A 25338-nucleotide genomic window follows, 5' to 3' on the forward strand; every position below is an offset into this window, starting at 1 on the left:
CCGAACGTCTAGGCTCGAACCATGCGCTACGAACTGGTCATCTTCGACAACGACGGTGTGCTCGTGGACAGCGAGCCGATCTCCAACACCATCCTGGCCGAGTACCTCACGGAGCTCGGTCACCCCACCTCGTACCAGGAGAGCCTTCGGGACTACATGGGGGCCGCCGTGCACCGGGTGCACGATCTCGTCGAGGAACGGACCGGGGAGAAGCTGCCCGCGGACTTCGACGAGACGCTCCACTCACGGATCTTCGCCGCGTTCGAGCAGGAGCTGGAACCGGTGGCCGGGGTCGAGGACGTACTGGGCAAGCTCGTGGCCGACGGGGTTCCGTACTGTGTGGCGTCCTCCGGCAACCACGAGCGGATCCGGGTCGGGCATCGCAAGACCGGGCTCGACCAGTGGTTCGAGGAGGAGTGGATCTTCAGCGCGGAGGACGTCGGGCGGGGAAAGCCGGCACCCGACCTGTTCCTGCGCGCCGCCGAGCGGATGGGCGTACCTCCCGAGCGTTGCGTCGTCATCGAGGACAGCCCGCTCGGAGTGGAAGCGGCCAAGGCCGCCGGGATGGATGTGTACGGGTTTACGTCGATGATGCCGGCGGACCGGCTCTCCGGGGTCACCGGGCACTTCTCCGACATGAGCCAACTCCGGGAATTGCTGGCCTGATCCATCTACCCACGGGTAGAGACTGGCCCTACGCTCGCGGCCATGACAGATGCTCGTTTGCGGCACGGCAGGTCCTCCCTCGCGGTGAGTTTCTTCGTGCAGGGAGTCACCTTCGCTTTGCTGGTGACGCGGATTCCCGCCCTTCAGGACCAGTACGGGATATCCGACGGGCTGCTGCCCGTCTTCCTGGCCGCGGTGCCCATCCTGGCCGGGGTCGGCAGTGTGGTCACCGAGAAGGTGGTCGTGCGGGTGCGGCCCAGGGCCGTGCTGAGGTGGGCGCAGCCCGTCGTGATGCTCGCGCTGCTCTGCGCCGGCGCCGGGAACGCGCTGTGGGAGGCGGCCCTGGCGCTGGGCGTGTTCGGGCTCTCCGTCGGGGCGCTCGACGCTTCCATGAACATGATGGGCGTCAGCCTCCAGCGGGCCTACGGGCGATCCATCATGCTCGGGTTCCACGCCGCGTACAGCCTGGGCGGGATCGCCGGGGCGTCCATGGCCTGGGCCGGGGCGCACTGGGACCTCTCGCTGCTGGCCTCCTACCTGCCGGCGGTCGTCGTGCTGCTGCCCGTAGCGCTCATCGGGAGCCGGTGGTACGCCGAGGGCGCGGAGCCGGACTCGGAGGCGGGCGGGGCGCAGGGCAAGGGGGCGGCCTCGGTCTCCTTCAAGCTGCTGATGCCGCTCTGTCTGGTGATGAGCTTCGCGTACATCGGGGACTCGACGGTCTCCAACTGGAGCGCCAAGTATCTGCAGGACGTGCTGGGGAGCTCGGAGCAGCTGTCGACCGTTCCGTACAACGTCTACATGGTGACGACCCTGCTGGGGCGGGCCGTGGGGGACCTCGGGGTGCGGCGGTTCGGGGCCGTGGCCGTGGTGCGGTTCGGGAGTGTGCTGGCCGCCGCCGGGTTCGCCGTGGTGGCGGTGGCCGGTGGGGCGTGGATCGGGATGCTCGGATTCACCATGCTCGGGCTCGGGCTCTGCGTGATCGTGCCGCAGACCTTCGCCGCCGCCGGGCGGATGTTCCCCGGGGCGAGCGATACGGCCATCGCCCGGCTGAACGTCTTCAACTACGTGGGATTCCTGGTGGGATCGCCCTTGGTGGGGGCGCTCGGGGACGCCTGGAGCTACCGCGGGGCGATGCTCGTACCGATGGTGCTGGTGCTCGCGACGCTGGTGTACGCCAAGTCGTTCGGCACGGAGTCGGCCCGATACGGTGGCGGGCATGAGCGGCCGCGCACAGTTGATGTGGGATGACGCAGTAACGGGATACGACTTCGGGGAAAGTCATCCGATGGACCCCGTCAGGCTCGCCCTGACCATGGGGCTGGTCCGGGCGTTCGGGCTCGACGGCGCGGTGGACGTGGTGTCGGCCAAGCCCGCCGGGGATTCCACGCTGCGGCTGGTGCACCGCGAGGACTATGTGGCCGCGGTGCGGGCCGCCTCGGCGGATCCGAAGCACGCCGATCAGAAGTACGGGCTCGGGACCGTGGACGATCCGGCGTTCGCCGGGATGCACGAGGCCTCGGCGCTGATCGCCGGGCAGTCGGTGGCGGCGGCCGAGGCGGTGTGGCGCGGGGACACCGCGCACGCCGTGAACTTCACGGGCGGGCTGCACCACGCCATGCCGGGCGGCGCGGCGGGGTTCTGCGTCTACAACGACCCGGCGCTCGCCATCGCGCGGATGCTGGAGCTGGGTGCCGAGCGGGTCGCGTACGTCGATGTGGACGTGCACCACGGGGACGGGGTACAGGCGGCCTTCTGGGAGGACCCGAGGGTCCTGACCATCTCGCTGCACGAGCACCCGCGGACGCTCTTCCCGCAGACCGGCTGGCCGGAGGAGACCGGCTCCGGGGCGGGCGAGGGCAGTGCGGTGAATGTGGCGCTGCCGGCCGGTACGGGGGACGCGGGGTGGCTGCGGGCGTTCCATGCGGTGGTGCCGGAGCTGCTGGCGGACTTCCGGCCGCAGGTGCTGGTGAGCCAGCACGGGGCCGATACGCATTTCGAGGACCCGCTCGCCCATCTCGCGGTGTCGCTGGACGCGCAGCGCGCGGTGATGTCGGCCTGTCACGACCTCGCCCATGAGCACGTGGAGGGCGGTCGCTGGGTGGCCCTCGGCGGGGGCGGCTACGCGGTGGTCGATGTGGTGCCGCGGTCCTGGACGCATCTGGTGGGGATCGCCGCGCATGCGCCGGTCGACCCGGAGTCGGTGATCCCGTCGTCGTGGCGGGACGAGGTCTACGCCCGGACGCGGCAGTTGGGGCCGGCCCGGATGACGGACGGCCGTACGCCTTCCTGGAAGTCGTGGGAGGAGGGGTACGACCCCGCGGACCGGCTGGACCAGGCGGTGCTGGCGACGCGGCGGGCGGCGTTCCCCTTGCGGGGGCTGCTGACCTGAGCCGGGCGGGGGCGGTCGCGGTGCGGCCGTTTCCGTACGGTGGCGCGTAATGGTTACGCCAACTGTGGGGCGTAACCGGGCTTCCGGCCCCCCGTCCGGGTGATTGGGGGAGCATCGGTGGGGTGTTGAGCACCGGAGCGCTGCGTGCGCATCTGCTGGCGGCCCGGCTGGCCGGGCCCGTGGCCACCTCGCGGGAGGTGAGTCTGCGGAGCTATCGGCTCTTCGCGGCCCGGGATCCGCGGGTGACGCTCGGTCTCGACCCCGGGCGTGGCTGGGCGGAGCAGGATCTGCTCCGGCTGATGGCCGACAGGTGCGGGGTCTCGGACGATCCCGCTCATGTCTCGGGGCCGGACGTGATCGATCCTGAGCGGACCCTGGCAGGTCTGGACGCCTTCGCCGAGCGGCTCTCGTATGCGGCGGTCCGGCGGGCGCCGGTGCTGTTCGGGACCGGTCATCCGCACCGGCTGCTCGGTTTCTACGCAGCGCTGGCAGACGCCATGTCGGCGGCGGGGTGCTCCGTACTCACTCCCGCGCAGGGGCGATGTATCGACATAACGACCCGGTTCGGCGTACGCACGTGCAGTCTCGACTACGTACGGGGAGTCGCGATGGTGCGCGAACCCGGCGTGCGGTCGCGCGGTGGTGACACCGGCGCACATACCCATTCCCCGCTGCCGGTCAGGGTCGTGCTGGAGGCGGCGGCGGAGGGTCGTGGACGGTTGCCGGAGCTGGTCGTCGGGGACCACGGCTGGGTCTGCGGGGCAGGTCAGCTGGGCATTGAGGCGATCGGTCTCGCCGATACGGACGATCCCGCGCTGTTCGTCGGAGAGGCGGAGGGGCGGGTGGCGGTCGCCGTGCCGCTCGATGACGGGGTGCCGTCCGCGTACTACCGGCCGCTGACGCGCTATGTACTCAATCGGGCGTTTCTGTCACGGTAGGCGGTCGATCGTCTCACCTCTTCCCCACTCGCATCACCCGCCCCTAATCTGGGGAGTGAGCGCACAGCGACGAAGAGTCACCGGAGGGGAAGCCGGTGGGCGTCTCGTGCGGAAGGTACAGGTGGGTCATGGCTGCTGGCAGCGAGAGGCCTCTCAACGAGGTCAAGTTTCTGACCGTGGCGGAAGTCGCCTCGGTCATGAGAGTGTCGAAGATGACCGTGTACCGCTTGGTGCACAGCGGTCATCTGCCGGCGATCCGGGTGGGCAGGTCCTTCCGGGTTCCGGAGCAAGCGGTTCACGAGTATCTCCGCGAGTCCTTTGTGGGGGTGGAGTCCGCCTGAGGTTCACCTCGGATTACGCCCCTCACGCGCTGGCGGGTAGGCTAGGCCGACGTAGGTCGTGTGGGCCCAGACGCCCCGCACCAGTGAAGAAGAAGTGAGCGAGGGTAGTCGTGGGCTCTGTTATCAAGAAGCGGCGCAAGCGGATGGCCAAGAAGAAGCACCGCAAGCTGCTCAAGCGCACGCGCGTTCAGCGTCGCAACAAGAAGTAAGCGAACGCTGTTCGTGAAACCGCAGCCCTCCCGCCGTTCCGGCGGGAGGGCTGCGGTGCGTTGCGGGGGCAGCCGCACCGGGGGTCACCTCCGCGGTCGCCCGCATTCGGGCCAAAGACTTGCAGGAAGGCCGCCGCGCGGTCATCACAGGGCAACATCCACCCGCTACGGTGACGGCCAGGGGAAACCTTTCGACGGAAGGCGCTGATCTTGGGGAAGGTCGTGCTGGTCACGGGAGCGGCCCGGCAGCTGGGCGGCCGCTTCGTGCGGCGCATCCAGCGTGATCCGGGTGTGGACCGGGTGATCGCCGTCGACGCGGTCGCGCCCGGACACGGGCTGGGCGACGCCGATTTCGTGACGGCGGACATCCGCCAGCCCGCGATCGCACGAGTCCTCGCCGAGCACTCCGTCGACACGGTGGTGCATCTGGACGTCTCGGCCAAGGCGGTCGGCACGGGCGGCCGGACGACGGTCAAGGAGACCAACGTCATCGGCACCATGCAGCTGCTGGGCGCCTGTCAGAAGGCGCCCAGCGTGCGGCGGCTGGTGGTCAAGTCCAGTACGAACGTGTACGGCTCGGCGCCCCGTGACCCGGCGGTCTTCACCGAGACCACCCCGCCCAAGTCCCTGCCCAGCGGGGGCTTCGCCAAGGACGCGGTGGAGGTCGAGGGGTACGTACGGGGCTTCGCGCGCCGCAGGCCGGACGTGGCCGTGTGCGTGCTCAGGTTCGCGAACATCCTCGGACCGCAGGCCGATTCGCCGCTGGCCGACTATCTGTCGCTGCCCGTGCTGCCGACGGTGTTCGGATACGACCCGAGGCTCCAGTTCGTGCACGAGGACGATGTCGTCGACGTCCTGGGCGTCGCGTCCGGTGAGCCGCGGCGCGGGACGCTGAACAGCGGCACGTTCAACATCGCCGGGGACGGGGTGCTGCTGCTCTCGCAGTGCTCGCGGCGGCTGGGGCGGCCGACGATGCCGTTGCTGCTGCCCGCGGTCACCTGGGTCGGCCAGGCGCTGCGTACGGTCGGCATGACGGACTTCTCGCCGGAGCAGATCCGGCTGCTCACCCACGGCCGGGTGGTCTCCACCGTGCAGATGCGCGAGACCCTCGGCTTCCACCCCCGGTTCAGTACCGCGGAGACGTTCGCGGAGTTCGCCGGCAGTCAGGGGCCCGGACTGCTGCCGCCCGAGGCGGTGGGCAGGGCCGTCGACCGACTTGCCGCGATGCCGTTCGCCGCGGCGGGCGGCGATGCCGCGGGGATCACCGGGGCCGGCGACACCGAGCCGGCCCCCAGCGCCAGGTAGAGGAGCGCATCGACGATGGCGGATGCCAAGGTCATTCCGTTCGACGACGACCGTTCGCGGACGGGCGGTCCGGCGCGCCCCGCACGGCGCCGCCCCTCGGGGGGCGGTGGCCGGGGGCCCACGGCGGCCTCCGCGGTGGGGACCGCGGCCGTGAGCGCCCTGCCCGGGCAGCAGGACGCCTCGAAGCAGCCCCAGGGGCCTCAGCGGGCCGGGCAGCAGGGCGTGGAGCCCGACGGGCGCGGCGGCTGGGACCGGCGGATCGCCGGCGGGCTCGCGTTCCTGCGGCGGCGGGTCACCGGTGAGTACGACGTCGACGAGTTCGGCTACGACGAGGAACTGACCGATCAGGTCCTGATGTCGATGCTCCGGCCGGTGTACGAGAAGTACTTCCGGGTCGAGGTGAAGGGCATCGAGAACATCCCGTCCGAGGGCGGGGCGCTCATCGTGTCCAACCACTCGGGGACGCTCCCGCTGGACGGGCTGATGCTCCAGGTCGCGGTGCACGACAACCATCCGGCGGGCCGGCATCTGCGGCTGCTCGCCGCTGATCTCGTCTTCATGCTGCCGGTGGTGAACGAGCTGGCCCGCAAGGCCGGGCACACGCTGGCCTGTGCGGAGGACGCGGAGCGGCTGCTGCGGCGGGGTGAGGTCGTCGGGGTGATGCCGGAGGGGTTCAAGGGCATCGGGAAGCCGTTCGGGGAGCGGTACAAGTTGCAGCGCTTCGGGCGGGGCGGCTTCGTGTCCACGGCGCTGCGGGCCGGGGTGCCGATCATTCCGTGCTCGATCGTGGGGGCGGAGGAGATCTACCCGATGATCGGCAACTCGAAGACGCTGGCGCGGCTGCTGGGCTTCCCGTACTTCCCGATCACGCCGACGTTCCCGTGGCTCGGGCCGCTCGGGGCGGTGCCGCTGCCGACGAAGTGGACGATCCAGTTCGGGGAGCCGATCTCCACCAGCGGGTATCCGGTGGAGGCGGCGGAGGATCCGATGCTGATGTTCAACCTGACGGATCAGGTGCGGGAGCAGATCCAGCACACGCTGTACAAGCTGCTGGTGCAGCGGCGGTCGGTGTTCTTCTGAGGGCGGTGCCGGTACGCACGGCGTGCCGGCACACGGAGGGGGACGGGCTCACCGAGTCCGTCCCCCTCCGCGTATGAGGTGGCACTGGTCGTTGTACGGGGTGGCGCTAGTCGTTCTTCAGGTCCTCGCCGTTGATACCCAGGCCCGGGAGGAGGCCGGGGAGGAGCGGCGGGAGGGTCACGTCCGGGGTGGGCGGGGTGCTGACCCGGCCGTCGTTGGACGGGACGGTGCCGGGGGGCGGGGTGCCGAACAGGCCGTCCGTGCCGCTGATCAGGCCCTCGGACGAGGCGCTGCCCGATCCCGAGGGGTGCGGCGAGGCGCTGTCGCCCGTACGGCCCTGGGAGGCCTCCGGCGACGTGGGCGCGGAGGGGGCGGTGTGCGAGGGGCGGGTGCCCCGTTCGGTGGTGCCCGACCGCCGGGCGTCGCCGCTGCTGTCCGGGGTGCGGGGCAGCAGTGACTGGAGCGGCTGGACCTCTTCGTCTATGGCGTCGAAGACCGAGCTGACCTGGTCGCCGACGTCCGTCAGCTGCACGGGGAGCCGGTCGCGGAGGCTGCTCCAGCTGTCGCGGTGCGAGCGGGAGAAGGAGTCCAGGGTCTGGATGGGGCCGATGGCGCCGTTCTGCCGGTAGGCGGAGTGGAGCAGGCGGTGGCCCTCGCCGGCGTCGTGCATCATGCCGTTGAGCGTGCGCCTGACCTCGCCGAGCTGTTCGTGGTCCAGGTCGCCGGAGCGGGCGCGTTCCATCAGCCGGCGGGCCTCGCTGAGCCGGGTGGACGCCTGGTCCAGGTAGGCCTCGCCGCGGTCGGCGTCGCCGCTGGCCATGCCGAGGTGGATGTCCTCCATGCCGCGCTTGAGCCCGTACAGCGAATCACCCGGCAGGGCGTCGGAACTGGCAGCGGCCACTCCGCCGAAGGCGCCCGCCGCCACACCGACGGTGAGCCCGCCGGCCGCGAGGCCCTTCGTCCAGCGTGAACGCGGACGCAATTTCCGGAGCGGGGAGGCCCGGTGGGCTCCCTTGGCCCGCTGTTCGGGCACCGTAGGGCCCGCGGACGCACCGCCCTGGGTGAACATGGCCTCCATGGCGGCGACGAGCTGGGCTCGCTGCACCACTTTGACCTCGGGATCCAACTCCGGCCTCGGTACCTCACCGAGGCCGTTCGCCAGGGCCAGCAACGGTCCGTGGTCGGCCGGTTCGGCCGGTTCCTCGGGCTGTGCGGCCGCCGCACCGCGGAGCGACTGCTCCTCCAGGGCCTGGGCGAAGGCGTTCGCCCGCCGGTGTGCCGAAACGTTTGCGATCACTGGCGGCACCTCCTCTCGTCATGACGGTCGACTCCCCTGGGGTCCGGAAGGTTGCACACCTTGAGCGCTTCCACACGAATGAGTGAGTGTCGGCGGACATGGGGTGACGACAGGGGGCCTGCAACCGGCACAACGAGGGGCGCGGCACTTGGGTTACGCACGAAGGATGATCGGACCAGTTCGTGACGGGGGCGTCGCCGAGAGTGACTCGGCCGGGGGTGTGGTCAGCGGGCATCATCCGGGAGGAGCCGGGCCAGCGTACGGACGGCGCGGTACTGAAGGGTCTTGATCGCGCCCTCGTTCTTGCCCATGACCCGGGCGGTCTCGGCGACCGAGAGGCCCTGCAGGAAGCGCAGGGTCACGCACTCCTGCTGCTGGGGGTTGAGCCGGCGCACGGCCTGGAGCAGCGCGGCGTTGGAGAGGGACTCCAGGACGGAGTCCTCGGGACTGCGCTCGACCTCGTTGGCGTCGAGCATTTCGCCGGTGGTCACTTCCAGCCGGAAGCGGCTGGACTTGAAGTGGTCGGCGACCAGATTGCGGGCGATGGTGACCAGCCAGGCGCCGAAGTCGCGGCCCTGCCAGGTGAACGTGGAGATGCGGCGCAGGGCGCGCAGGAAGGTCTCACTGGTGAGGTCCTCCGCCGTCGCCTTGCCGCCCACGCGGTAGTAGATGTATCGGTAGACGGTGTCGCTGTACTGGTCGTAGAGGCGGCCGAAGGCGTCGGCCTCGCCGGCCTGTGCGCGCTCGACGAGATCCATCATGCGCGCGCTGTCGCTGTCGGCGGTGGGCCGACGAACGGTGGACGTGGTCGTTGCGCCGCGGTTGCTGCGTCTTCCGACCGCCGCACTGCGTTCGGCCATGGCGTAGCAGGGGCCGGCAGGTGCAGGGGCGGCAAATGCGGGTACGGCGTACGCGGTGGGGACGAAGCCGCGCAAGCGGTCGGCGACCGATGCGCGCAGCGTAGCCAGGCCCGAGGTGTCAACCCCGACGTGTGGGTACACGGGACTCCCAGAGGCAGAGCTTCCATCACGTGCAGTGCGAAACCGTCACTCGTCGTAGTGAGTGGTGGGTTCCGGAATGCGTCTGAGGAGAATAACGCTTCGTACAGGCAGTGCTACACCCAGTTGCTCAAATCATCGATTACGTCGCTTCTGTAGCGACTAAACGACGCATCAAGTAGCACATCGTGATCGTTTATTGATCGAATTACTTCGCTATCTGCCTGTCGGGGCGACGGGTTGTGGTCGTGTGCGAGCAAGGCGACTGGCCGGAGCGGTCCGTGGGTAAGGGGTCCCGATCGGCCGGCGGGGTCCGGGCGTGGCCGACCCGGCCCCCGGCGGGGCCGGGCGGCGCGGGGCGGGGCGGAGGCCGGGTCAGCGGCGGCGGCGGTGCAGGGCGACGGCGGCCGCGGTGCCGCCCGCGATCGCGCCGACGCCGGCCGCGGCCGGGATGCCGACCTTGGCCGCCTTGCGGCCCGTCCGGTAGTCCCGCAGCCGCCAGTCGAGCGCGCGGGCGTGTTTGCGGAGCTTGGCGTCCGGGTTGATCGCGTACGGGTGTCCGACCAGGGACAGCATCGGGATGTCGTTGTGCGAATCGCTGTACGCCGCGCAGCGGTCGAGATCCAGGCCCTCGGCCGCGGCCAGGGCGCGGACCGCCTCGGCCTTCGCGGGGCCGTGCAGCGGCTCGCCGACCAGCCGGCCGGTGTAGACGCCGCCGACGGATTCGGCGACCGTGCCGAGCGCGCCGGTCAGGCCGAGCCGGCGGGCGATGATCGTGGCGGTCTCCACCGGGGCCGCGGTGACCAGCCAGACGCGCTGCCCGGCGTCGAGGTGGGCCTGGGCGAGGGCCCGGGTGCCGGGCCAGATGCGGTCGGCCATGTACTCGTCGTAGATCTCCTCGCCGATGGACATCAGCTCGGAGACCCGGTGTCCCTTGACGATGGACAGGGCGCTGTCGCGGGCGTCCTGCATGTGTTCCGGGTCCTCGACGCCCGCCAGTCTGAACCAGGCCTGCTGCCAGGCGAACCGGGTCAGCTCGCGGCGCTGGAAGAACTTCCGCTTGTACAGGCCGCGGCCGAAGTGGAAGATCGCCGCGCCCTGCATGACGGTGTTGTCCAGGTCGAAGAAGGCGGCGGCCCGTTCGTCACCGACGACGGGGAAGGGTGCCTCCTCGGCCTCCGCCTTCGCGGCGGCGCCCTGCTCGGTGCCGGGGGGCTGTTCGTCGGGGAGGGTGGATTTCCGCGCTGCCTCAGCTGCTGCCTCGCCGGCCAGCACGCTCCGTGCTGTCGCGGGGCGCCTACGGGGTGTGAGCCATCCAAGAGCGGCCATGTCGTGAGCATAGCCAGTCGGTTCGGCCCTTCCCGACCTGCCGGGATGCCGCGGCGTGAACTCTCGGCTGCCGATTTGTTAAACGGGTGATTCCGGGCGTACCGGATCAAGGGCGGAACAGTTTCCCTCCCGGCGCAGAATGAAGGCATGAGTGCCCTGTTTCGACGTACGAAGAAGAAGCCCGCGGACCGCGTGGTGACCCTGGTCGGGAAGCCCGGATGTCACCTCTGCGACGACGCGAGGCGGGTGGTGCGGGAAGTGTGCGAGGAGACCGGCGCGTCCTGGGAGGAGAAGGACATCACCGTGGACGAGGAGCTGCACCGGGAGTACTGGGAGCAGATTCCGGTGGTGCTGATCGATGACGAACAGCACACGTTCTGGCGGGTGGACCCGGCGAGGCTGCGCGCGGCACTGGGGTCGTGAGCGAAAGACGGTTACCATCGTGGGCGTTTTGAGTGCTCTCGGGGGAGTGGCTGTGAGGAGTGTGTGCCGCTTTGCCCCCTTCGGGCCCGCAACGGGCTGATGCGATCCTTGGTTCCGGGATCGCGCGACGAATGTGCGTGACCCCGGTCACTTTGACCGGACAAAACGGACACTATCTTTGTGCACGTGTTCACAAAGACATAGCCTGCATTCGACGGGGCGGTCTTGGGAAATACGGCCGCCTGCAGCCCCGCTCATCCCGCAGGAGCACCGTGGCAACTGGCCGAACTCACCGACCGGCGACCCGTAGCCGAGGAATTCCCGAGGCCACCGTCGCCCGACTTCCGCTGTATCTGCGCGCACTGACCGCGCTCTCCGAGCGCTCGGTACCCACGGTCTCGTCCGAGGAACTCGCCGCGGCGGCGGGGGTCAATTCCGCCAAGCTGCGCAAGGACTTCAGCTACCTCGGCTCGTACGGGACGCGCGGCGTCGGCTACGACGTCGAGTATCTCGTGTACCAGATCTCCCGCGAACTCGGGCTCACCCAGGACTGGCCGGTCGTGATCGTCGGTATCGGTAACCTCGGCGCCGCGCTCGCCAACTACGGCGGCTTCGCCTCCCGCGGTTTCCGGGTCGCCGCACTGATCGACGCCGACCCCGCGATGGCCGGAACGCCGGTCGCGGGCATCCCCGTGCAGCACGCCGACGAACTGGAGCGGATCGTCGGTGACAACGGCGTGTCGATCGGTGTCATCTCGACCCCGGCCGGTGCCGCGCAGCAGGTCTGCGACCGGCTCGTCGCGGCGGGCGTCACCTCCATCCTGAACTTCGCGCCGACCGTGCTGTCCGTGCCCGACGGTGTCGACGTCCGCAAGGTCGACCTCTCCATCGAGCTCCAGATCCTCGCCTTCCACGAGCAGCGCAAGGCCGGCGAGGACACCACCGAGAGCAGCCCGGACCCGGCCGCACCCCCGGTGCGCTCGGCCTCCGGCAGCCGGAAGGGACCCGACGGGGACATGCCCGCCGTGATGCCGGCATGAGTCTTCTCGTCGTAGGACTGAGCCACCGCAGTGCCCCGGTCTCCGTACTGGAGCGGGCCTCGCTGCCCGCCGAGGCGCAGGCCAAGCTGCTCCAGGACACGCTCGCCGCGGAGCCCGCGGTCGAGGCCGCCGTGCTGGCCACCTGCAACCGCATCGAGCTGTACGCCGACGTGGACAAGTTCCACGCGGGCGTCGCGGAGCTGTCCACGCTCCTCGCCCAGCACAGCGGCGTCGGGCTGGACGAGCTCACTCCGTATCTCTATGTGCACTACGAGGACCGGGCCGTCCACCACCTCTTCTCGGTGGCGTGCGGGCTGGACTCGATGGTCGTCGGCGAGGGGCAGATCCTCGGCCAGATCAAGGACGCGCTGGCGCTGGGGCAGGAGCTCCACACCGCCGGCCGGCTGCTGAACGACCTGTTCCAGCAGGCCCTGCGGGTCGGCAAGCGGGCTCACAGCGAGACCGGGATCGACCGGGCCGGGCAGTCGCTCGTCACCTTCGGTCTCGAACAGCTCGCGGCCGGTGCGGACGTCGCCGACTGGGCCGCGGGCAAGCGCGCGCTGGTGATCGGCGCGGGCTCGATGTCCTCGCTCGCCGCCGCCACCCTGGCCCGTACCGGTGTCGCCGAGATCGTCGTCGCCAACCGGACCCGTGCCCGCGCCGACCGGCTCGTCGAGATCCTGGTCCAGCCCGGAGGCACGGGCGTGGCCGCCCGTGCCGTGGAGATGGCCGCGGTCCGCGACGAACTGACACGTGCCGACGTCGTCGTCTCCTGCACCGGCGCCACCGGTCTGGTGCTGACCGCGGAGGCCGTCGCCACCGCGCTCGGACTGGACATCGACGACGCCGCCGAGACGCCCGCCGCACCCGCGGTGCCCGCTCCCGCCCCGGCCGACGCCGACCGGCACGCCGCCTGGGTGGAGAACGGCAGCGCGGTGCGCCAGGCGGTCCGCCGGGCCACCGTGCCCGCCCAGGGCGCCGGCCCCGTACGCCTGGCCCTGCTCGACCTCGCGATGCCGCGTGACATCGACGGCGGGGCCGCCCGGCTCGACGGTGTGCGCCTCGTCGACATCGAGTCGCTCGCGGAGGCGTCGGCGGACGCCCCGATGGCCGCCGACGTGGACCAGGTGCGCACCATCGTCGCCGACGAGGTCGCCGCCTTCGGCGCCGCCCAGCGCGCCGCCCACATCACCCCGACCGTCGTCGCGCTGCGCACGATGGCCGCCGGAGTGGTCGCGGGCGAGATCGCGCGACTGGACGGACGCCTCCCCGACCTGGACGAGAAGCAGCGCGCCGAGATCACGCAGACCGTGCGCCGCGTCGTCGACAAACTCCTGCACGCGCCCACCGTGCGGGTCAAGCAGCTCGCCAGCGAGCCCGGCGGCGCCGGGTACGCCGATGCGCTGCGGGAACTCTTCGACCTCGACCCGCAGACGGTCGCCGCCGTCTCCCGGGCAGACCTGAACGACCCGAATCGAGGGCGGTCATGACCGACAACTCAACCCCGGTCGCGGGGGCCGACAAGCCGCTGAGGCTCGGCACCCGGCGCAGCAAGCTCGCCATGGCGCAGTCCGGCATGGTTGCCGACGCCGTCAGCGAGGTGACCGGGCGCGCCGTCGAGCTCGTCGAGATCACCACGTACGGCGACACCTCGCGGGAGCACCTCGCGCAGATCGGCGGCACCGGTGTGTTCGTCGCGGCGCTGCGCGACGCGCTGCTGCGCGGTGAGGTGGACTTCGCCGTCCACTCGCTCAAGGACCTGCCGACCGCGCAGCCCGAGGGCCTCGTGCTGGCCGCCGTGCCGGTGCGCGAGGACCCGCGCGACGTACTGGTGGCGCGGGACGGGCTGACCTTCGGGCAGCTGCCGTCCGGTGCCCGCATCGGTACCGGCTCGCCGCGCCGCATGGCGCAGCTCAACGCGTACGCCCGTAACCACGGCCTCGACATCGAGACCGTGCCGATCCGGGGGAACGTCGATACGCGTATCGGATTTGTCCGGAGCGGTGAGCTGGACGCGGTGGTACTCGCCGCGGCCGGGCTCAGCCGCCTCGGCCGGACCGGTGAGGTGACCGACTTCCTGTCGGTCGACACCGTCCTGCCCGCTCCCGGCCAGGGAGCACTGGCGATCGAGTGCGCTGAGACCAGCGCCGACCTCGCCGCAGCGCTCGCCGAGCTCGACGACCCGTACACCCGGGCCGCCGTGACCGCCGAGCGTGCCCTGCTCGCCGCCCTGGAGGCCGGCTGCTCCGCACCTGTGGGTGCGCTGGCCGACTTCCTGGCCGACGGACAGGCTGTCAACGAACTGCGCCTGCGCGGAGTCGTCGGTTCCACCGACGGTTCCTCGCTGGTGCAGCTGTCCACCACCGGTCCCGTTCCCACGTCGCAGGACGACGCGGCGGCCCTCGGTCGCGAACTCGCGTCCGAGATGCTCGCCAAGGGTGCGGCCGGTCTTATGGGGGAGCGAGCACTTTGAGCCCCACCGGCCCCGCCGCATCCGACTTTCCGGCCCTGTCCGCACAAGGGCACGTCACCTTCCTCGGCGCCGGTCCCGGCGACCCGGGACTGCTGACTCTGCGCGCCGTCGAGGCGCTTGCGAGCGCGGACGTCCTTGTCGCCGAGCCGGACGTCCTCGGCGTCGTTCGCTGCCATGCGCGGGCAAGCGTAAGCACACCTGAGCTGACGGTTGTTGACGCGCAGTCAGCAGCCGCCGGTGTTCCCGTTCTCAGGGACGCGGCCAATCTTGTCATGGAGGCGGTGAGGGGCGGCAGGCGGGTCGTCCGTGCCGTCTCGGGCGACCCGGGACTGGACGGGAACGCGGGTGCCGAGATGCTCGCCTGCGCCGCCGCCGGCATCCCCTTCGAGGTCGTGCCGGGCGTCGCCAACGTCGTGGGTGTGCCCGCGTACGCCGGTGTGCCGCTGCGTGACGCGCAGGGTGCGGACGTCAGGTTCGTGGACGCCCGTACCGCCTCCGACCGCTGCTGGACCGAGGTCGGCGCGAGCGATGCCACGGCCGTCATCTCGACGACGCTCGACTCGGTGGCCGCGGCCGCCGGTGAGCTGGTCTCGGCGGGCCGCAAGCCCGACACCCCGCTGACCGTGACGGTCGCCGGTACGACGACCCGCCAGCGCACCTGGACGGCGACCCTCGGGACGATCGCCCAGGTCCTGAAGCAGGCGAAGGTGCTGCCGTCGCCGGAGGGTCACCGGCCCGTCATAGCCGTGGTCGGTGAGCGCAGCTCCGCCGCCCAGCGCGACCAGCTCGCGTGGTTCGAGTCCAAGCCGCTGTTCGGCTGGAAGGTGCTCGTACCGCGTACGAAGGAGCAGTCCGCTTCGCTCTCCGACCAGCTTCGTTCCTACGGTGCCGTGCCGCACGAGGTCCCGACGATCGCCGTCGAGCCGCCCCGTACGCCCCAGCAGATGGAGCGTGCGGTCAAGGGTCTGGTCACGGGCCGCTACGAGTGGATCGCCTTCACCAGCGTCAACGCCGTGAAGGCCGTCCGGGAGAAGTTCGAGGAGTACGGGCTCGACGCCCGCGCCTTCGCCGGGATCAAGGTCGCGGCCGTGGGCGAGCAGACCGCCGCCGCGCTCGTCGACTTCGGTGTGAAGCCGGACCTGGTGCCGTCCGGTGAGCAGTCCGCCGCCGGTCTGCTGGAGGACTGGCCGCCGTACGACCCGGTCTTCGACCCGATCGACCGGGTCTTCCTGCCGCGCGCCGACATCGCCACCGAGACGCTGGTGGCCGGGCTCATCGAGCTGGGCTGGGAGGTCGACGACGTCACCGCGTACCGCACGGTCCGCGCCTCGCCGCCGCCCGCCGACACGCGTGAGGCCATCAAGGGCGGCGGTTTCGACGCGGTGCTCTTCACCTCGTCGTCGACCGTGCGGAACCTGGTCGGCATCGCGGGCAAGCCGCACAACGTGACGGTGATCGCGTGTATCGGCCCGGCGACGGCGAAGACCGCCGAGGAGCACGGCCTGCGGGTCGACGTCCTGTCCCCGGAGCCCTCGGTGCACAAGCTGGCCGCGGCCCTCGCGGAGTTCGGCGCGCGGCGCCGGGAGGCGGCGAAGGAGGCCGGTGACCCGGTGACGCGGCCGAGCGAGCGGCGTCCCGGTGCGCGGCGGCGCCGTACGACGACCTGAGACGCGCGTTCGAGCGTGTTCCGGAGTGTGTGAGGGGCCCGGTCGCTTCGGCGGCGGGGCCCCTCGGCCGTGACCGGCCGATTCCGCGCGACCCCACGGGGCGCGGCTCCCGTTCGGCCCGGCCCGCCCCGTACCCCCGGAGGGCGGGCTTTCCCGGCACGGGTGTCGGTAAGACGGTGATGTGTGCGGGTCTAATCTCGAAGGATGACTGTGTACGGAAACTTCCCCGGCTCCCGCCCCCGGCGGCTGCGGACGACCCCGACGATGCGGCGGATGGTCGCCGAGACACGGCTCGATGCGGCGAATCTGATCCTGCCCGCGTTCGTGCGCGAGGGCATCGACGCCCCGGTCGCCATCTCGACCATGCCCGGCGTGCAGCAGCACACCCTGGACACCCTGCGGAAGGCCGCCGTCGAGGCGGTGTCGGCCGGGGTCTCCGGGATCATGCTCTTCGGCGTTCCCGCGGACGAGAAGAAGGACGGCCGGGGCACGGCGGGCACCGACCCGGACGGCATCCTCCAGGCCGGGCTGCGCGCGGTGCGCGCGGAGGTCGGTGACGATCTCGTCGTCATGTCCGACCTGTGCCTGGACGAGTACACCGACCACGGCCACTGCGGTGTGCTGACCGAGGACGGCCGGGTCGACAACGACGCGACGCTGGAGCGGTACGCCGAGATGGCCCAGGTCCAGGCCGACGCGGGCGCCCATGTGGTGGGCCCCAGCGGCATGATGGACGGCCAGGTCGGTGTCATCCGCGACGCGCTCGACCAGACGGGCCACGAGGACGTCTCGATCCTCGCCTACACCGTGAAGTACGCCTCGGCGTTCTACGGGCCGTTCCGCGAGGCGGTTGGCTCCTCGCTCAAGGGCGACCGCCGGACGTACCAGCAGGACCCGGCGAACACCCGCGAGTCGATGCGCGAGCTGGCGCTCGACCTCGAAGAGGGCGCCGACATGGTCATGGTGAAGCCGGCCGGTCCGTACCTGGACATCCTCGCGAAGGTCGCCGACTCGGTGGACGTGCCGGTCGCGGCGTACCAGATCAGCGGTGAGTACGCGATGATCGAGGCCGCCGCCGAGAAGGGCTGGATCGACCGGGACGCGGCGATCATGGAGAGCCTGACCGGCATCCGCCGGGCCGGGGCGCAGATGATTCTGACGTACTGGGCGACGGAGGTCGCGCAGCGGCTGCGGCGGTCCCAGGCGTAGGGGCGGGCGCGGGGCCCTGATCGCTCGGCGTTCGGCGTTCGGTGTTCCGTGTTTGGCGTTCGGTGTTCGGTGTTCGGCGTTGGGCGTGACGGTGTGCCGTCATCGGGAGAAATGAGCAAGTCGTGGCCATGGTGGGCCTGTTCTGGATCGCCGAGGGCGACGTGTACGTGGGCGCGAAGCCGTCCGGTTCGGGGCCCGGGGTGCGCCTGACGCCCGAGGGCGTGGTGGCCCTGGGGGACGGGCAGTCCGGCCTCTGTCTGTGGGAGGACGTACGGGCCCTCACGGTGACGGATCTTCCCGTGAAGTCCTTGAAGCGGCAGGTCGGCGCGGTCAAGGACGTGGCTGTGGGCCTGGTGGTGAACCTGGTTCTGCCCATGGGGCCGGGCCGGGTGGACGAGGCCTCGGCGCTGATGACGGTGCGAGTGGAGTCGTCCGGTGGTACGTACGAGCCGACGGCGTACGTCGCCGCGGCCAACGGCTACCCGCAGACCGAGATCGACCTCTCCCGTGCTCTCCTGGCCCGCCTCACGGAGGGCGCCGCGACGATGTCGACGACGCTGGCCGCGATGTCGGAGTGGGGCCGTGCGTCCGGGGGCACGACGCCTCGGGGCGCGGAGCGGGAGAGGCTGCTGCGGGAGTGGGCGGGGGCGCCCGAGGGCCTGCCCGGCTGAGCCGTACGCCTGCCAGGCCGAGCGCCTTGTGCCTGCTCGGCTGATCGGGCCGTTCGCCGTTGTTCAGGGCCTGTCCGTCCCCGGCCGGGGACGGACAGGCCCTGAACACTTTGTCCGTCAGGCCCGCTTGGAGCGGCGGCGGGCCGCCACGGTCAGGCCGGCGCCCGCGGCGAGCACCACGACGGTGCCGATGGCCAGCGGGATCGTGCCGCTGCTGCCGGTCGAGGCCAGGTCGCCGTCCTTGCCGCCGGGCGTCGTGCTCTGCGACGGGGCCGGGGTGGCCGGCGAGGACCCGGACGGGCTGCCGGACGGGGTGCCGCTCGCCGGCGGGGTGCTCGCCGGGGTGGAGGGCGTGCCGGTCACCGGCGGCGTGGTGCCTGGGGTGTTGCCCGGGGTCGGGGTGGCCGGGGGCGGGGTCTCGCCGGTCTCCGGGAGGCAGCCGGTGAACGGGAAGTGGTGTGTCTCCGCGCCGCCCGAGCCGTGCAGCGAGGCGACCCAGACCGAGCCGTTGACGGGGGCGCCGGTGCCCAGCTCCAGGTGTGCCTTGGGGGCCAGCACGCTGCCGGGCCAGGCGGCCTGGCTGCTCTTGGTGACCGCGGTGGCGTCGGGGAAGTTCCACAGCAGGCGGGCGCGGACCTTGCCGTCGGAGGCGCTCTGGAGCTTGTCGTCCAGTACGTAGTCCTGGCCGCCGGAGAGGAAGAAGCCGGTGGTGCCGGCCTTGGCCATGTCGTACGTCGTGCCGCTGACGTTGACGATCGCGGTGGCGCCGGCGGGGACCTTGAGGTAGATGTCCTTGGCGCCTTCGAGCTGTTCGGCCGTCACCTCGAAGATGTTGCGGGTGGTGTTCCCGCCCTCCAGGGTGAGCTTGCCGCCGCTCAGCTTCACTTCGGTGCCGCCGGTCGCGGGTTCCTTCGCCAGCGCGGCGGAGTAGGACCGGAGCTTGCCGAACTCGGCGTCGAAGTCGATCAGTCCGGCGTTCTTGCTGAAGGTGCCGGAGTGCATTTCGAGGGCGCGGTCGCTGACCTTGCCGCCGACGACCGCGTTGCCCTTCATCACGGCGGTGACGGAGCTGCCGTTGAGCAGGTCGCCGCGGACGACGAGGGACGCCCGGCCGGGAAGGGCGTCGACCTCCGCAGCCGTCAGTTCGTTGGCGGCACTGAAGCCGCCGCGGAAGTCGGCGTTGCCACCTACGGCCACCGCGCCTTCCGCGTCGGGGGTGTGGACGTCGTCACCGAGGACGAACTCGCCGTACTTTCCGGCGATTCCGAAGGCGTCGGTGGTGCAGGCCGCGGCATCGGCGGCGGGTGCGGCCTGTGCGGCCTGTGCGGCCGGGACGGCCGTCAGGCCGAGGACGAGGGCTCCGCCGAGCACTGCGGACGCGGCGGCGGCGGTTGCGGATATGCGCATGGGGGCGTGTCTCTCCAGCGGAGGTGCTTGTAAAGATTCCGTGGCGGCTTCGGCCAAGTTCTTCACACAATAGGATATTGGTCAAGACCAATGCGCAGAGTGCTGCCTTGTCCGGTTGCCGGTTGCCGGTTCCGGTCCTGTGCCCCCGTCAGTTCTTGGGGGAGCCACGTCGTTGTCGGCACCTGGTCCGTGGGCCTACTTCCCCGTGACGTAGGCGTTCCAGATCCGGAGCGGGAAGACATTGCCGCGTCCCGAATCGGGCCCGCCCACCCCCTGCATTCCCAGCAGTTGAGGGGTGCCCGGCTTGTTGCGGAACATCGTGACGGCCGTGGTCAGCCCGTCGGCGTGGCCGATGAACCAGGCCGACTTCATCCGGTCGTCCTCGCCGGTCGCGCCCGCCGAGAGGTTGTCGGCAGCCTTGATCCTGGCGAACGTGCCGAGCTTCCCGTCCTGGCCCAGCCGCGTCCAGGCCAGCATCCCCAGGGTGTTGTTCACGTCATCGGCCACCGCGGCGTCCATCGCGCGCCGCGGCTCGGGCTTCCCGAAGCCCTCGACCTTCTCGCCGTCCCGGGTCATCCCGGTCACCGAGTAGGGGTCGGCCCTCATGCCTTCGTTGCTGAAGGCGGTGTACGCGTCCGCCATCCTGACCGCGCTCGGTGTGGACGTGCCGAGGGGGAAGGACTTGTCCAGACGGGCCAGGCTCTCCTTGTGCAGCCCGGCCGACACCGCCAGTTCCTCCACCTTCTTCAGCCCGATGTCCTTGCCGAGCAGCGTGAAGGTGGTGTTGGACGACTTGATCAGCGCATCGCGCAGGGGCGTCGGCGTCGTGACCATCGCCCGGCCGGGACCGGCATCCGACGGGGTGGGGAGCGCCGTGTACGGGCCGCCCTTGATCAGACGCCCCGCACTGTCGTAGCCGCTGTCCAGGGTGATCCCGTCGCCGTGCTGAAGGGCCGCGGCCAGCACGAAGGGCTTGAAGGCCGAACCGACGGGGACGCCCGCGGTGTCGGCGTTGTTGGCGAAGTGGGTGATCGCGTCGGCTCCTCCGTACACCGCGACCACGGCCCCGTCGGCCCGCACGGATGCGGCGCCGACCTCGACGTACTTGTCCTCGGAGCGCTTCTTCGGGTCGAGGTCGCGCTTGCGCACACCGCGCACGGCCCGCTCCAACTGCCCCACCCTGGCCTTGTCGAAGGTGGTGTGCACCCGGTAGCCGCCCCGGAAGAGGTCCTTGTCGGTGAGGCCCGAACGCTTCTTGATGTACTTGTTGGCGATGTCGACGAGATAGCCGGTCTGGCCGCCGAGGCTGGTCGGCTTCGCGGCCGGCTTCGGCTCGGGGAACTTCTGGTACGAGGCCCGTTCGGCCTTCGTCATCGTCCCGGTCTCCACCTGCCGGTCGAGGATCCACTTCCAGCGGTCGACGGCGCGTTCGTGGTTGCCCTTGCCGCCCGCGGGGTCGTACTGCTCCGCCCCCTTGAGCAGGGAGGCGAGCAGCGCCGCCTGACCGGGGTCGAGGTCCTTCGCGGGGATTCCGTAGTACGCGTTCGCCGCTGCCTGGATGCCGTAGGCGCCGCGGCCGAACCAGCTGGTGTTCAGATACCCCTGGAGGATCTCCTTCTTGCCCTGCTTGTTGTTCAGCTTCAGCGAGATGAAGAATTCCTTGAACTTCCGGGTGGCCGACTGCTCCTGGCTGAGATAGGTGTTCTTCACGTACTGCTGGGTGATGGTGGAGCCGCCCTGGGTCTCACCGCCCTTGACGATGCTCACGGCCGCGCGGGCGATGCCCGTCGCCGATACCCCCGGGTCGGAGTAGAAGGTCTCGTTCTCGGCGGCGATGACCGCGTTCTCCACCGAATCGGGTATGTCGGCGAGCGTGACGTTCTGCCGGTTGACCGCGCCCACGCTCACCAACTGGCTGCCGTCCGCCCAGTAGTAGACGGTGCCCTGCCTGCGCGCCTCGTCGTTCTCGTTCGGGATGTCGACGGACGCGTACACCACGGCGAACAGGCCGGCCAGTGTGACGGCTCCGAGCATGACCCCGCTCAGCACCTGCCGCCACGAAGGGATCCAGCGGCGCCAAGTACGCCGCCCCCGGCGGGGGTAGTCGATGCCGAGTCTGCGATGGCGGATCGCGCGGGTCGCGCGAGTCGCGCGTATGGGGCGGATGGGGCTTCGGGCCATGCTCCAGCTCCTCGTTCACCGTCCCGTACCGGTGGCGCGGGGCTTGTGAGAGAGGACGTTCCGGATTGCGATCGGGTTGTCTCGAAGTCCGTCCGGGTGTGCGGTGTGCTCAGGCGAGGCCCGCCTCTTCCAGGGCGGATCTCGCGCAGGCCTGGACGAGGGGGTCCTCTTCGGGCCCTCCGGCGGCGATCAGGGCCTCGGCGACCGCCGGGTCGTCCGAGGCGTACGGGCCGAGCGCCATCGCCGCGTACTGGCGCACCAGATCCTCCTCGGGGTCGTTCAGCGCCGCCAGCAGGGCCCTGCCCGCGCGGTGGCGCAGGCCGGGGTCGGCCGGGGGCCACAGGCGCAGGACCGTGGCGGCCTCGGTGCGGGCGAGGTCGTACTCGCCCGCGTCGGCGACCACCGAGACGAGGAACGGCTGCGCGGCCGCGTTGTCGTCCAGTTCGGCGATGATCTCGCGTTTCCTGTCGCTGTCGGCCGGCAGGGCGCGGAACTCCTCGACGAGGCGGGCGAGGCGGGCGAGGCGGTCGGCGGCGGAGGGGGAGGCGCGGGTGGTGTCGTCAGGGGCCGGCTCGGGGTTCATGGACGGTGTTCCTCCGTTCGAAGGCTCAGGTCCAGTTGATCAGAGCCAGCTGATCAGGGCCAGTTGATCAGGGTCATGAAGGCGACCCAGGTGAAGAACACGGTGGCGGGTGCGGCAACGGCGAGGCCGATCGCGGCCGGCGGTCTGCGCCTGGTGCACACCCAGCTCGCCACCAGGATGACCAGGGACAGCAGCAGGCCGCAGCAGGAGACCGTCCAGGCCGGACCGAAACTCGCGTCGAAGCGATGGGCATCCGCCTCCGAGCAGGAGTCGCAGGCCATCGGCGAAAGCATGCTGTACACCAGGGCGAAGAACGCGAGCGGGAGCGTGACGACCGTGGAGATCAGCGAGGCGATCCAGGTGTGCCGGGCACTGCCGGGGTCGTCGGTGCTGTCGGGGGCGTCGTCCGTGACGTTGTCGGGCATGGGTGCGATTCAACCGGGTGCCCCGGTGCGGCACATGAGTTGCCGTACCTAGGGCCTCCGGTTCGTTCGGGTCAGTCCCACCAGAAGGACCAGGTCTCCTGGTTCAGCACCATCTTCTCGGCGTAGACGTCCAGGTCGTACGGCGGGTTCTGCTCGATGTTGTCCGGGCAGAACGCGAAGTGCTCGGCGGCGACCGCACGGGCCTCCGGGAGGGTGGTGGGCGGGCGGCCCACCGAGACCATCAGGGTGTCGAAGCCCAGCACCACGACCCGTATGCCGAAGCGGTCCTCCCAGGAGCGGAGCACGGCACAGAGCCGGGCCGTGTCCTCCTCGAAGTTGAGCGGGCCCGACCAGCCGATCGCCGCCGGTATGTCAGCGCTGCGCCGGGCCGGGACGAGGGCCACCCGAGAGCCGGGGTACCAGCCGTCCGGGCCGACGCACTCCTCGGCGATCGCGGCCGCCAGGTCGTCGGGGGCGTCCTGGCCCTCGGCGGCCGGGACGGGTGCCAGGCCCGGCCACTCGGCCTCGGCGGCGTCGAGCTCCTCGGGCGCGCAGTCCTCCCAGTACTCGCTGAGTACTTCCTCGGCGTCGTGGTCGCCGGGGTACGACGTGCTGTCCGGGGTCAGGTCCCAGTCCTCGGGCCGCTCGTCGCGCCGCCCGCCGTCGATCAGTACGGGAAGCAGGCCGACCGCCCGCCCGGCCGCGCGCAGTGTGCGCCAGGTGCCGTGGGACGCGGGCTCGTCGGCGCACCAGAGCAGCGGCTCGTGCCAGGTGCCGTCGATCGTGGTGTCCACCAGCGTGCCGGGCGGGAGTTGGAGCCCTGAAGTGGCCAGGGACGGGAGCGGGTTCGGGAGCGTCGCCATGCCTACGACTCTAGGCGCGGCCACTGACAACCCGCCCGGCGCTCCGGCTCGGCTACGGGTGTGCGTGAACGACGACGAACTCGGTGGGCGCCGTGGTGCCGTCGGGCAGTGGCGCGGGCGCCATGACGTGGCCGAGCGCCTGGCCGTCGGCGTTCTGCCCGGGCCGGAGCACGCGGTGGACGTGGAGAGTGAGTTCGCGTCCGTCGGGTGCCGTCGTGACCAGGATGTCCGTGCCGTCCGGGCTGTTGGTGGCGGTGAAGGAGGCGACCTCCGCCGTGCTGCCCGATGCGTCGAGCCGGGCGGTGACGGACGGGTCCGGGGTGTCGCTCGTGCTCTGCATCTGCGGCTCGGCCTCACCGGCGACGAGCGCGAACAGCTGGGCCACGACGACCGGGTCATGCGCCCCGTCGTACACCCAGCGCTTCCCCAGCACGCCGTGCTCGGTCGTGCCGATGAGTGCGTCGTCGGCGCCCGCGAGCGGTGCGCCGCGATAGCTGAACGGCACCTGGTACGTGACCGGTTGGTCCCCCGACGTGTCGGTGACCACCATGAACTCGATGCCCACCTCGCCCTTCGGGTCGTCCAGGCGGAATCCACCGGTCCGGGCCGGCTCGGGCTGCTGCCCCGTGCCGCGGTACCAGGGCTGTGCGGGCAGCCAGGCGGTGAGGAGTTCCAGCTTGGTGGGCGTCAGGGTGGTGCGGTGGATGACAGCCATGGCGGTGTGTTCCTCCCGGGGACGTGGGTTCAGGCGAGTCGCCGGTCGGCGGCGAAACCGGCGAAGGCCGTCCAGGTGGTGGGGGCGACGGTGAGCATGGGGCCGTCGGGGTTCTTGGAGTCGCGGATGTGGATTGCGGTGGGGTGGGCGGCGATCTCGACGCATTCGCCGCCATCGCTGCCGCTGTAGCTTGATTTCTGCCAGTCGTAGGCGACTTCGAGGCAGGCTCCACCTTCGCTGCCGCTGTAGCTGGACTTGAACCACTCTCGTGCGGTGCTCATAACTCTCCTAGCAGCCGGTCCAACAGGCTCTTCGTTTCCTCGGTGTTGAGAGCCTGCGTCCGCAGCATCGCATATCTCTGGGCGAGGATGCTGATCTCGTCCGGGTTGGAGATGAGCTGGCTGCCGCGCTGAGTTTCGGTGTACGCGACGCGTTGATAGTCCGGCGTTTCCAGCAGGATGAACGGCCCGTCGAGCCCCGCGTGGGTCGTTCGTCCCAGCGGCATGATCTGGAGGGAGATACCTGGCAGGTCGGCGCAGTACCGAAGATGGCGCAGGGTTTCCCGGTACACCTCATCGCCCCCGAGCCTGTCTCTGACAATGGCCTCGGAGATGACGAAGCTGGTGGTTGGTGGCACTTCGCGGCGCAAGATCTCCTGGCGCTCCAGTCGTGTGCCGACGTGTGTGTCGATCTCCTCCCTGCTGAACGTGGGGACTCGGCTGTCGAACACGGCACGTGCGTAGTTCTCGGTCTGGAGCAGGCCGGGCAGGACCTGGTTTGCGAAGAAGCACAGCGCCAGGGCCTCCCGCTCCAGGTTCAAGTACTCCTCCGCCCACGCCGGGATCAGGTCGATCTCCGGCAGCTGCGCCACTGCCTCCTCCAACGCGCCCTTGGTGTCCAGCCGGTCGTCCAACTTGGCGGCGAGGTCGGGCAGTAGGGCTCGTCGGCCCTGCTCGATGGAGGCGATCGTCTCGACCTGGTGGCCTACCAGGAGCGCGAGTTGGGACTGGGTCAGGCCGGCCGCTCTGCGGAAGAGGGCGACCAGTTTGCCCACGAGTTTCATTGCCGACGCGTTCTTGCGCTTCCGCTTTCCGGGGTGCATACGGAGCGAACTTCCACCTGCGTGCTC

Annotated in this window: 26 protein-coding genes; 15 read left to right on the forward strand and 11 right to left on the reverse strand. The window is 70.7% G+C overall.

Annotated features, from left to right (window positions below):
• Positions 1 to 21: 21 nt before the first annotated feature.
• From EES42_RS37225 to EES42_RS37260, 8 genes are all read left to right on the forward strand, one after another.
• Positions 22 to 666 (forward strand): HAD family hydrolase, encoded by a 645-nt coding sequence (locus tag EES42_RS37225; protein ID WP_124722638.1) that lies wholly within the window; start codon positions 22 to 24, stop codon positions 664 to 666.
• A 42-nt stretch (positions 667 to 708) separates the two neighbouring features.
• A complete protein-coding gene (locus tag EES42_RS37230; RefSeq protein ID WP_124722639.1) occupies positions 709 to 1914 on the forward strand; it encodes an MFS transporter in 1206 nt (401 codons plus the stop codon).
• Positions 1883 to 3055: an acetoin utilization protein AcuC gene (locus EES42_RS37235; protein WP_124722640.1), complete on the forward strand. Its 1173-nt coding sequence runs from the start codon at positions 1883 to 1885 to the stop codon at positions 3053 to 3055. The genes EES42_RS37230 and EES42_RS37235 overlap by 32 nt, the downstream gene beginning before the upstream one ends.
• Before the next feature lie 122 nt (positions 3056 to 3177).
• On the forward strand, positions 3178 to 3993 hold the full coding sequence (locus tag EES42_RS37240) for a phosphatase (RefSeq protein ID WP_124722641.1): 816 nt from the start codon (positions 3178 to 3180) through the stop codon (positions 3991 to 3993).
• Between the two features lie 128 nt (positions 3994 to 4121).
• Positions 4122 to 4334 (forward strand): helix-turn-helix domain-containing protein, encoded by a 213-nt coding sequence (locus tag EES42_RS37245; protein ID WP_014046653.1) that lies wholly within the window; start codon positions 4122 to 4124, stop codon positions 4332 to 4334.
• A gap of 110 nt (positions 4335 to 4444) precedes the next feature.
• Positions 4445 to 4543: a 30S ribosomal protein bS22 gene (locus tag EES42_RS37250; protein ID WP_003948845.1), complete on the forward strand. Its 99-nt coding sequence runs from the start codon at positions 4445 to 4447 to the stop codon at positions 4541 to 4543.
• A gap of 210 nt (positions 4544 to 4753) precedes the next feature.
• On the forward strand, positions 4754 to 5848 hold the full coding sequence (locus EES42_RS37255; RefSeq protein ID WP_124722643.1) for an NAD-dependent epimerase/dehydratase family protein: 1095 nt from the start codon (positions 4754 to 4756) through the stop codon (positions 5846 to 5848).
• 15 nt (positions 5849 to 5863) lie between these two features.
• Positions 5864 to 6928, forward strand: coding sequence for a lysophospholipid acyltransferase family protein (locus EES42_RS37260; RefSeq protein WP_124722644.1), 1065 nt, complete (start codon positions 5864 to 5866; stop codon positions 6926 to 6928).
• A 106-nt stretch (positions 6929 to 7034) separates the two neighbouring features.
• Here EES42_RS37260 and EES42_RS37265 read toward each other — a convergent pair whose 3' ends face one another.
• The 3 genes from EES42_RS37265 to EES42_RS37275 form a co-directional block, all read right to left on the reverse strand.
• Positions 7035 to 8225 carry a DUF5667 domain-containing protein gene (locus tag EES42_RS37265; protein ID WP_124722645.1) on the reverse strand — a complete coding sequence of 397 codons (1191 nt, stop codon included), beginning with the start codon at positions 8223 to 8225 and terminating at the stop codon, positions 7035 to 7037.
• 224 nt (positions 8226 to 8449) lie between these two features.
• Positions 8450 to 9226, reverse strand: a complete 777-nt coding sequence (locus EES42_RS37270; RefSeq protein ID WP_124722646.1) for an ECF subfamily RNA polymerase sigma factor, BldN family — start codon at positions 9224 to 9226, stop codon at positions 8450 to 8452.
• A gap of 372 nt (positions 9227 to 9598) precedes the next feature.
• Positions 9599 to 10552, reverse strand: a complete 954-nt coding sequence (locus EES42_RS37275) for an HAD family hydrolase (RefSeq protein WP_124722647.1) — start codon at positions 10550 to 10552, stop codon at positions 9599 to 9601.
• Positions 10553 to 10699: 147 nt separating this feature from the next.
• On the opposite strand from EES42_RS37275, the gene EES42_RS37280 reads away from it, so the two are divergent.
• From EES42_RS37280 to EES42_RS37310, 7 genes are all read left to right on the forward strand, one after another.
• Positions 10700 to 10975, forward strand: coding sequence for a glutaredoxin family protein (locus tag EES42_RS37280; RefSeq protein WP_124722648.1), 276 nt, complete (start codon positions 10700 to 10702; stop codon positions 10973 to 10975).
• 272 nt (positions 10976 to 11247) lie between these two features.
• A complete protein-coding gene (locus EES42_RS37285; protein ID WP_124722649.1) occupies positions 11248 to 12015 on the forward strand; it encodes a redox-sensing transcriptional repressor Rex in 768 nt (255 codons plus the stop codon).
• The gene (locus EES42_RS37290; protein ID WP_124722650.1) at positions 12012 to 13505 is read left to right on the forward strand and encodes a glutamyl-tRNA reductase; all 1494 of its coding nucleotides are present in this window, start codon (positions 12012 to 12014) and stop codon (positions 13503 to 13505) included. Before EES42_RS37285 ends, EES42_RS37290 begins: the two co-directional genes overlap by 4 nt.
• Entirely contained in the window at positions 13502 to 14488 is a 987-nt protein-coding gene (gene hemC / locus EES42_RS37295) for a hydroxymethylbilane synthase (RefSeq protein ID WP_124722651.1), read from the forward strand. The genes EES42_RS37290 and hemC overlap by 4 nt, the downstream gene beginning before the upstream one ends.
• Positions 14485 to 16155 (forward strand): bifunctional uroporphyrinogen-III C-methyltransferase/uroporphyrinogen-III synthase, encoded by a 1671-nt coding sequence (locus tag EES42_RS37300; RefSeq protein WP_124722652.1) that lies wholly within the window; start codon positions 14485 to 14487, stop codon positions 16153 to 16155. Before hemC ends, EES42_RS37300 begins: the two co-directional genes overlap by 4 nt.
• 204 nt (positions 16156 to 16359) lie before the next feature.
• Positions 16360 to 17364, forward strand: a complete 1005-nt coding sequence (hemB, locus tag EES42_RS37305) for a porphobilinogen synthase (RefSeq protein ID WP_206433787.1) — start codon at positions 16360 to 16362, stop codon at positions 17362 to 17364.
• Positions 17365 to 17492: 128 nt separating this feature from the next.
• Complete coding sequence (locus EES42_RS37310) at positions 17493 to 18035, forward strand: hypothetical protein (RefSeq protein ID WP_241196874.1); 543 nt, start codon at positions 17493 to 17495, stop codon at positions 18033 to 18035.
• Between the two features lie 117 nt (positions 18036 to 18152).
• Here the strand turns inward: EES42_RS37310 and EES42_RS37315 are convergent, their stop codons facing one another.
• The 8 genes from EES42_RS37315 to EES42_RS37350 all read right to left on the reverse strand — a co-directional run bounded on the left by EES42_RS37315 (position 18153) and on the right by EES42_RS37350 (position 25311).
• Positions 18153 to 19442 (reverse strand): choice-of-anchor A family protein, encoded by a 1290-nt coding sequence (locus EES42_RS37315; protein ID WP_124722654.1) that lies wholly within the window; start codon positions 19440 to 19442, stop codon positions 18153 to 18155.
• A gap of 195 nt (positions 19443 to 19637) precedes the next feature.
• Positions 19638 to 21623, reverse strand: coding sequence for a transglycosylase domain-containing protein (locus EES42_RS37320; RefSeq protein WP_124722655.1), 1986 nt, complete (start codon positions 21621 to 21623; stop codon positions 19638 to 19640).
• Between the two features lie 109 nt (positions 21624 to 21732).
• Complete coding sequence (locus EES42_RS37325; RefSeq protein ID WP_124722656.1) at positions 21733 to 22206, reverse strand: hypothetical protein; 474 nt, start codon at positions 22204 to 22206, stop codon at positions 21733 to 21735.
• Positions 22207 to 22259: 53 nt separating this feature from the next.
• The gene (locus EES42_RS37330; RefSeq protein ID WP_124722657.1) at positions 22260 to 22631 is read right to left on the reverse strand and encodes a hypothetical protein; all 372 of its coding nucleotides are present in this window, start codon (positions 22629 to 22631) and stop codon (positions 22260 to 22262) included.
• Positions 22632 to 22702: 71 nt separating this feature from the next.
• On the reverse strand, positions 22703 to 23494 hold the full coding sequence (locus tag EES42_RS37335) for a DUF4253 domain-containing protein (RefSeq protein ID WP_124722658.1): 792 nt from the start codon (positions 23492 to 23494) through the stop codon (positions 22703 to 22705).
• Between the two features lie 52 nt (positions 23495 to 23546).
• On the reverse strand, positions 23547 to 24209 hold the full coding sequence (locus EES42_RS37340; RefSeq protein ID WP_124722659.1) for a maltokinase N-terminal cap-like domain-containing protein: 663 nt from the start codon (positions 24207 to 24209) through the stop codon (positions 23547 to 23549).
• A 29-nt stretch (positions 24210 to 24238) separates the two neighbouring features.
• The gene (locus EES42_RS37345; RefSeq protein WP_124722660.1) at positions 24239 to 24490 is read right to left on the reverse strand and encodes a DUF397 domain-containing protein; all 252 of its coding nucleotides are present in this window, start codon (positions 24488 to 24490) and stop codon (positions 24239 to 24241) included.
• Positions 24487 to 25311 (reverse strand): helix-turn-helix domain-containing protein, encoded by an 825-nt coding sequence (locus EES42_RS37350; protein WP_124722661.1) that lies wholly within the window; start codon positions 25309 to 25311, stop codon positions 24487 to 24489. Before EES42_RS37350 ends, EES42_RS37345 begins: the two co-directional genes overlap by 4 nt.
• Positions 25312 to 25338 lie beyond the last annotated feature (27 nt).

This window comes from Streptomyces sp. ADI95-17 (genome assembly GCF_003846175.1).
Lineage (GTDB): Bacteria > Actinomycetota > Actinomycetes > Streptomycetales > Streptomycetaceae > Streptomyces > Streptomyces sanglieri.

Coding starts and splice junctions, on each gene's coding strand:
- hemB (WP_206433787.1), top strand. CDS start 16,360: ATGACTGTGTACGGAAACTTCCCCGGCTCCCGCCCCCGGCGGCTGCGG.
- EES42_RS37245 (WP_014046653.1), top strand. CDS start 4,122: ATGGCTGCTGGCAGCGAGAGGCCTCTCAACGAGGTCAAGTTTCTGACC.
- EES42_RS37345 (WP_124722660.1), bottom strand. CDS start 24,490: ATGAGCACCGCACGAGAGTGGTTCAAGTCCAGCTACAGCGGCAGCGAA.
- EES42_RS37260 (WP_124722644.1), top strand. CDS start 5,864: ATGGCGGATGCCAAGGTCATTCCGTTCGACGACGACCGTTCGCGGACG.
- EES42_RS37325 (WP_124722656.1), bottom strand. CDS start 22,206: ATGAACCCCGAGCCGGCCCCTGACGACACCACCCGCGCCTCCCCCTCC.
- EES42_RS37335 (WP_124722658.1), bottom strand. CDS start 23,494: ATGGCGACGCTCCCGAACCCGCTCCCGTCCCTGGCCACTTCAGGGCTC.
- EES42_RS37340 (WP_124722659.1), bottom strand. CDS start 24,209: ATGGCTGTCATCCACCGCACCACCCTGACGCCCACCAAGCTGGAACTC.
- EES42_RS37230 (WP_124722639.1), top strand. CDS start 709: ATGACAGATGCTCGTTTGCGGCACGGCAGGTCCTCCCTCGCGGTGAGT.
- EES42_RS37320 (WP_124722655.1), bottom strand. CDS start 21,623: ATGGCCCGAAGCCCCATCCGCCCCATACGCGCGACTCGCGCGACCCGC.
- EES42_RS37280 (WP_124722648.1), top strand. CDS start 10,700: ATGAGTGCCCTGTTTCGACGTACGAAGAAGAAGCCCGCGGACCGCGTG.
- EES42_RS37350 (WP_124722661.1), bottom strand. CDS start 25,311: ATGCACCCCGGAAAGCGGAAGCGCAAGAACGCGTCGGCAATGAAACTC.
- EES42_RS37310 (WP_241196874.1), top strand. CDS start 17,493: ATGGTGGGCCTGTTCTGGATCGCCGAGGGCGACGTGTACGTGGGCGCG.
- EES42_RS37275 (WP_124722647.1), bottom strand. CDS start 10,552: ATGGCCGCTCTTGGATGGCTCACACCCCGTAGGCGCCCCGCGACAGCA.
- EES42_RS37290 (WP_124722650.1), top strand. CDS start 12,012: ATGAGTCTTCTCGTCGTAGGACTGAGCCACCGCAGTGCCCCGGTCTCC.
- hemC (WP_124722651.1), top strand. CDS start 13,502: ATGACCGACAACTCAACCCCGGTCGCGGGGGCCGACAAGCCGCTGAGG.
- EES42_RS37330 (WP_124722657.1), bottom strand. CDS start 22,631: ATGCCCGACAACGTCACGGACGACGCCCCCGACAGCACCGACGACCCC.
- EES42_RS37235 (WP_124722640.1), top strand. CDS start 1,883: ATGAGCGGCCGCGCACAGTTGATGTGGGATGACGCAGTAACGGGATAC.
- EES42_RS37315 (WP_124722654.1), bottom strand. CDS start 19,442: ATGCGCATATCCGCAACCGCCGCCGCCGCGTCCGCAGTGCTCGGCGGA.
- EES42_RS37225 (WP_124722638.1), top strand. CDS start 22: ATGCGCTACGAACTGGTCATCTTCGACAACGACGGTGTGCTCGTGGAC.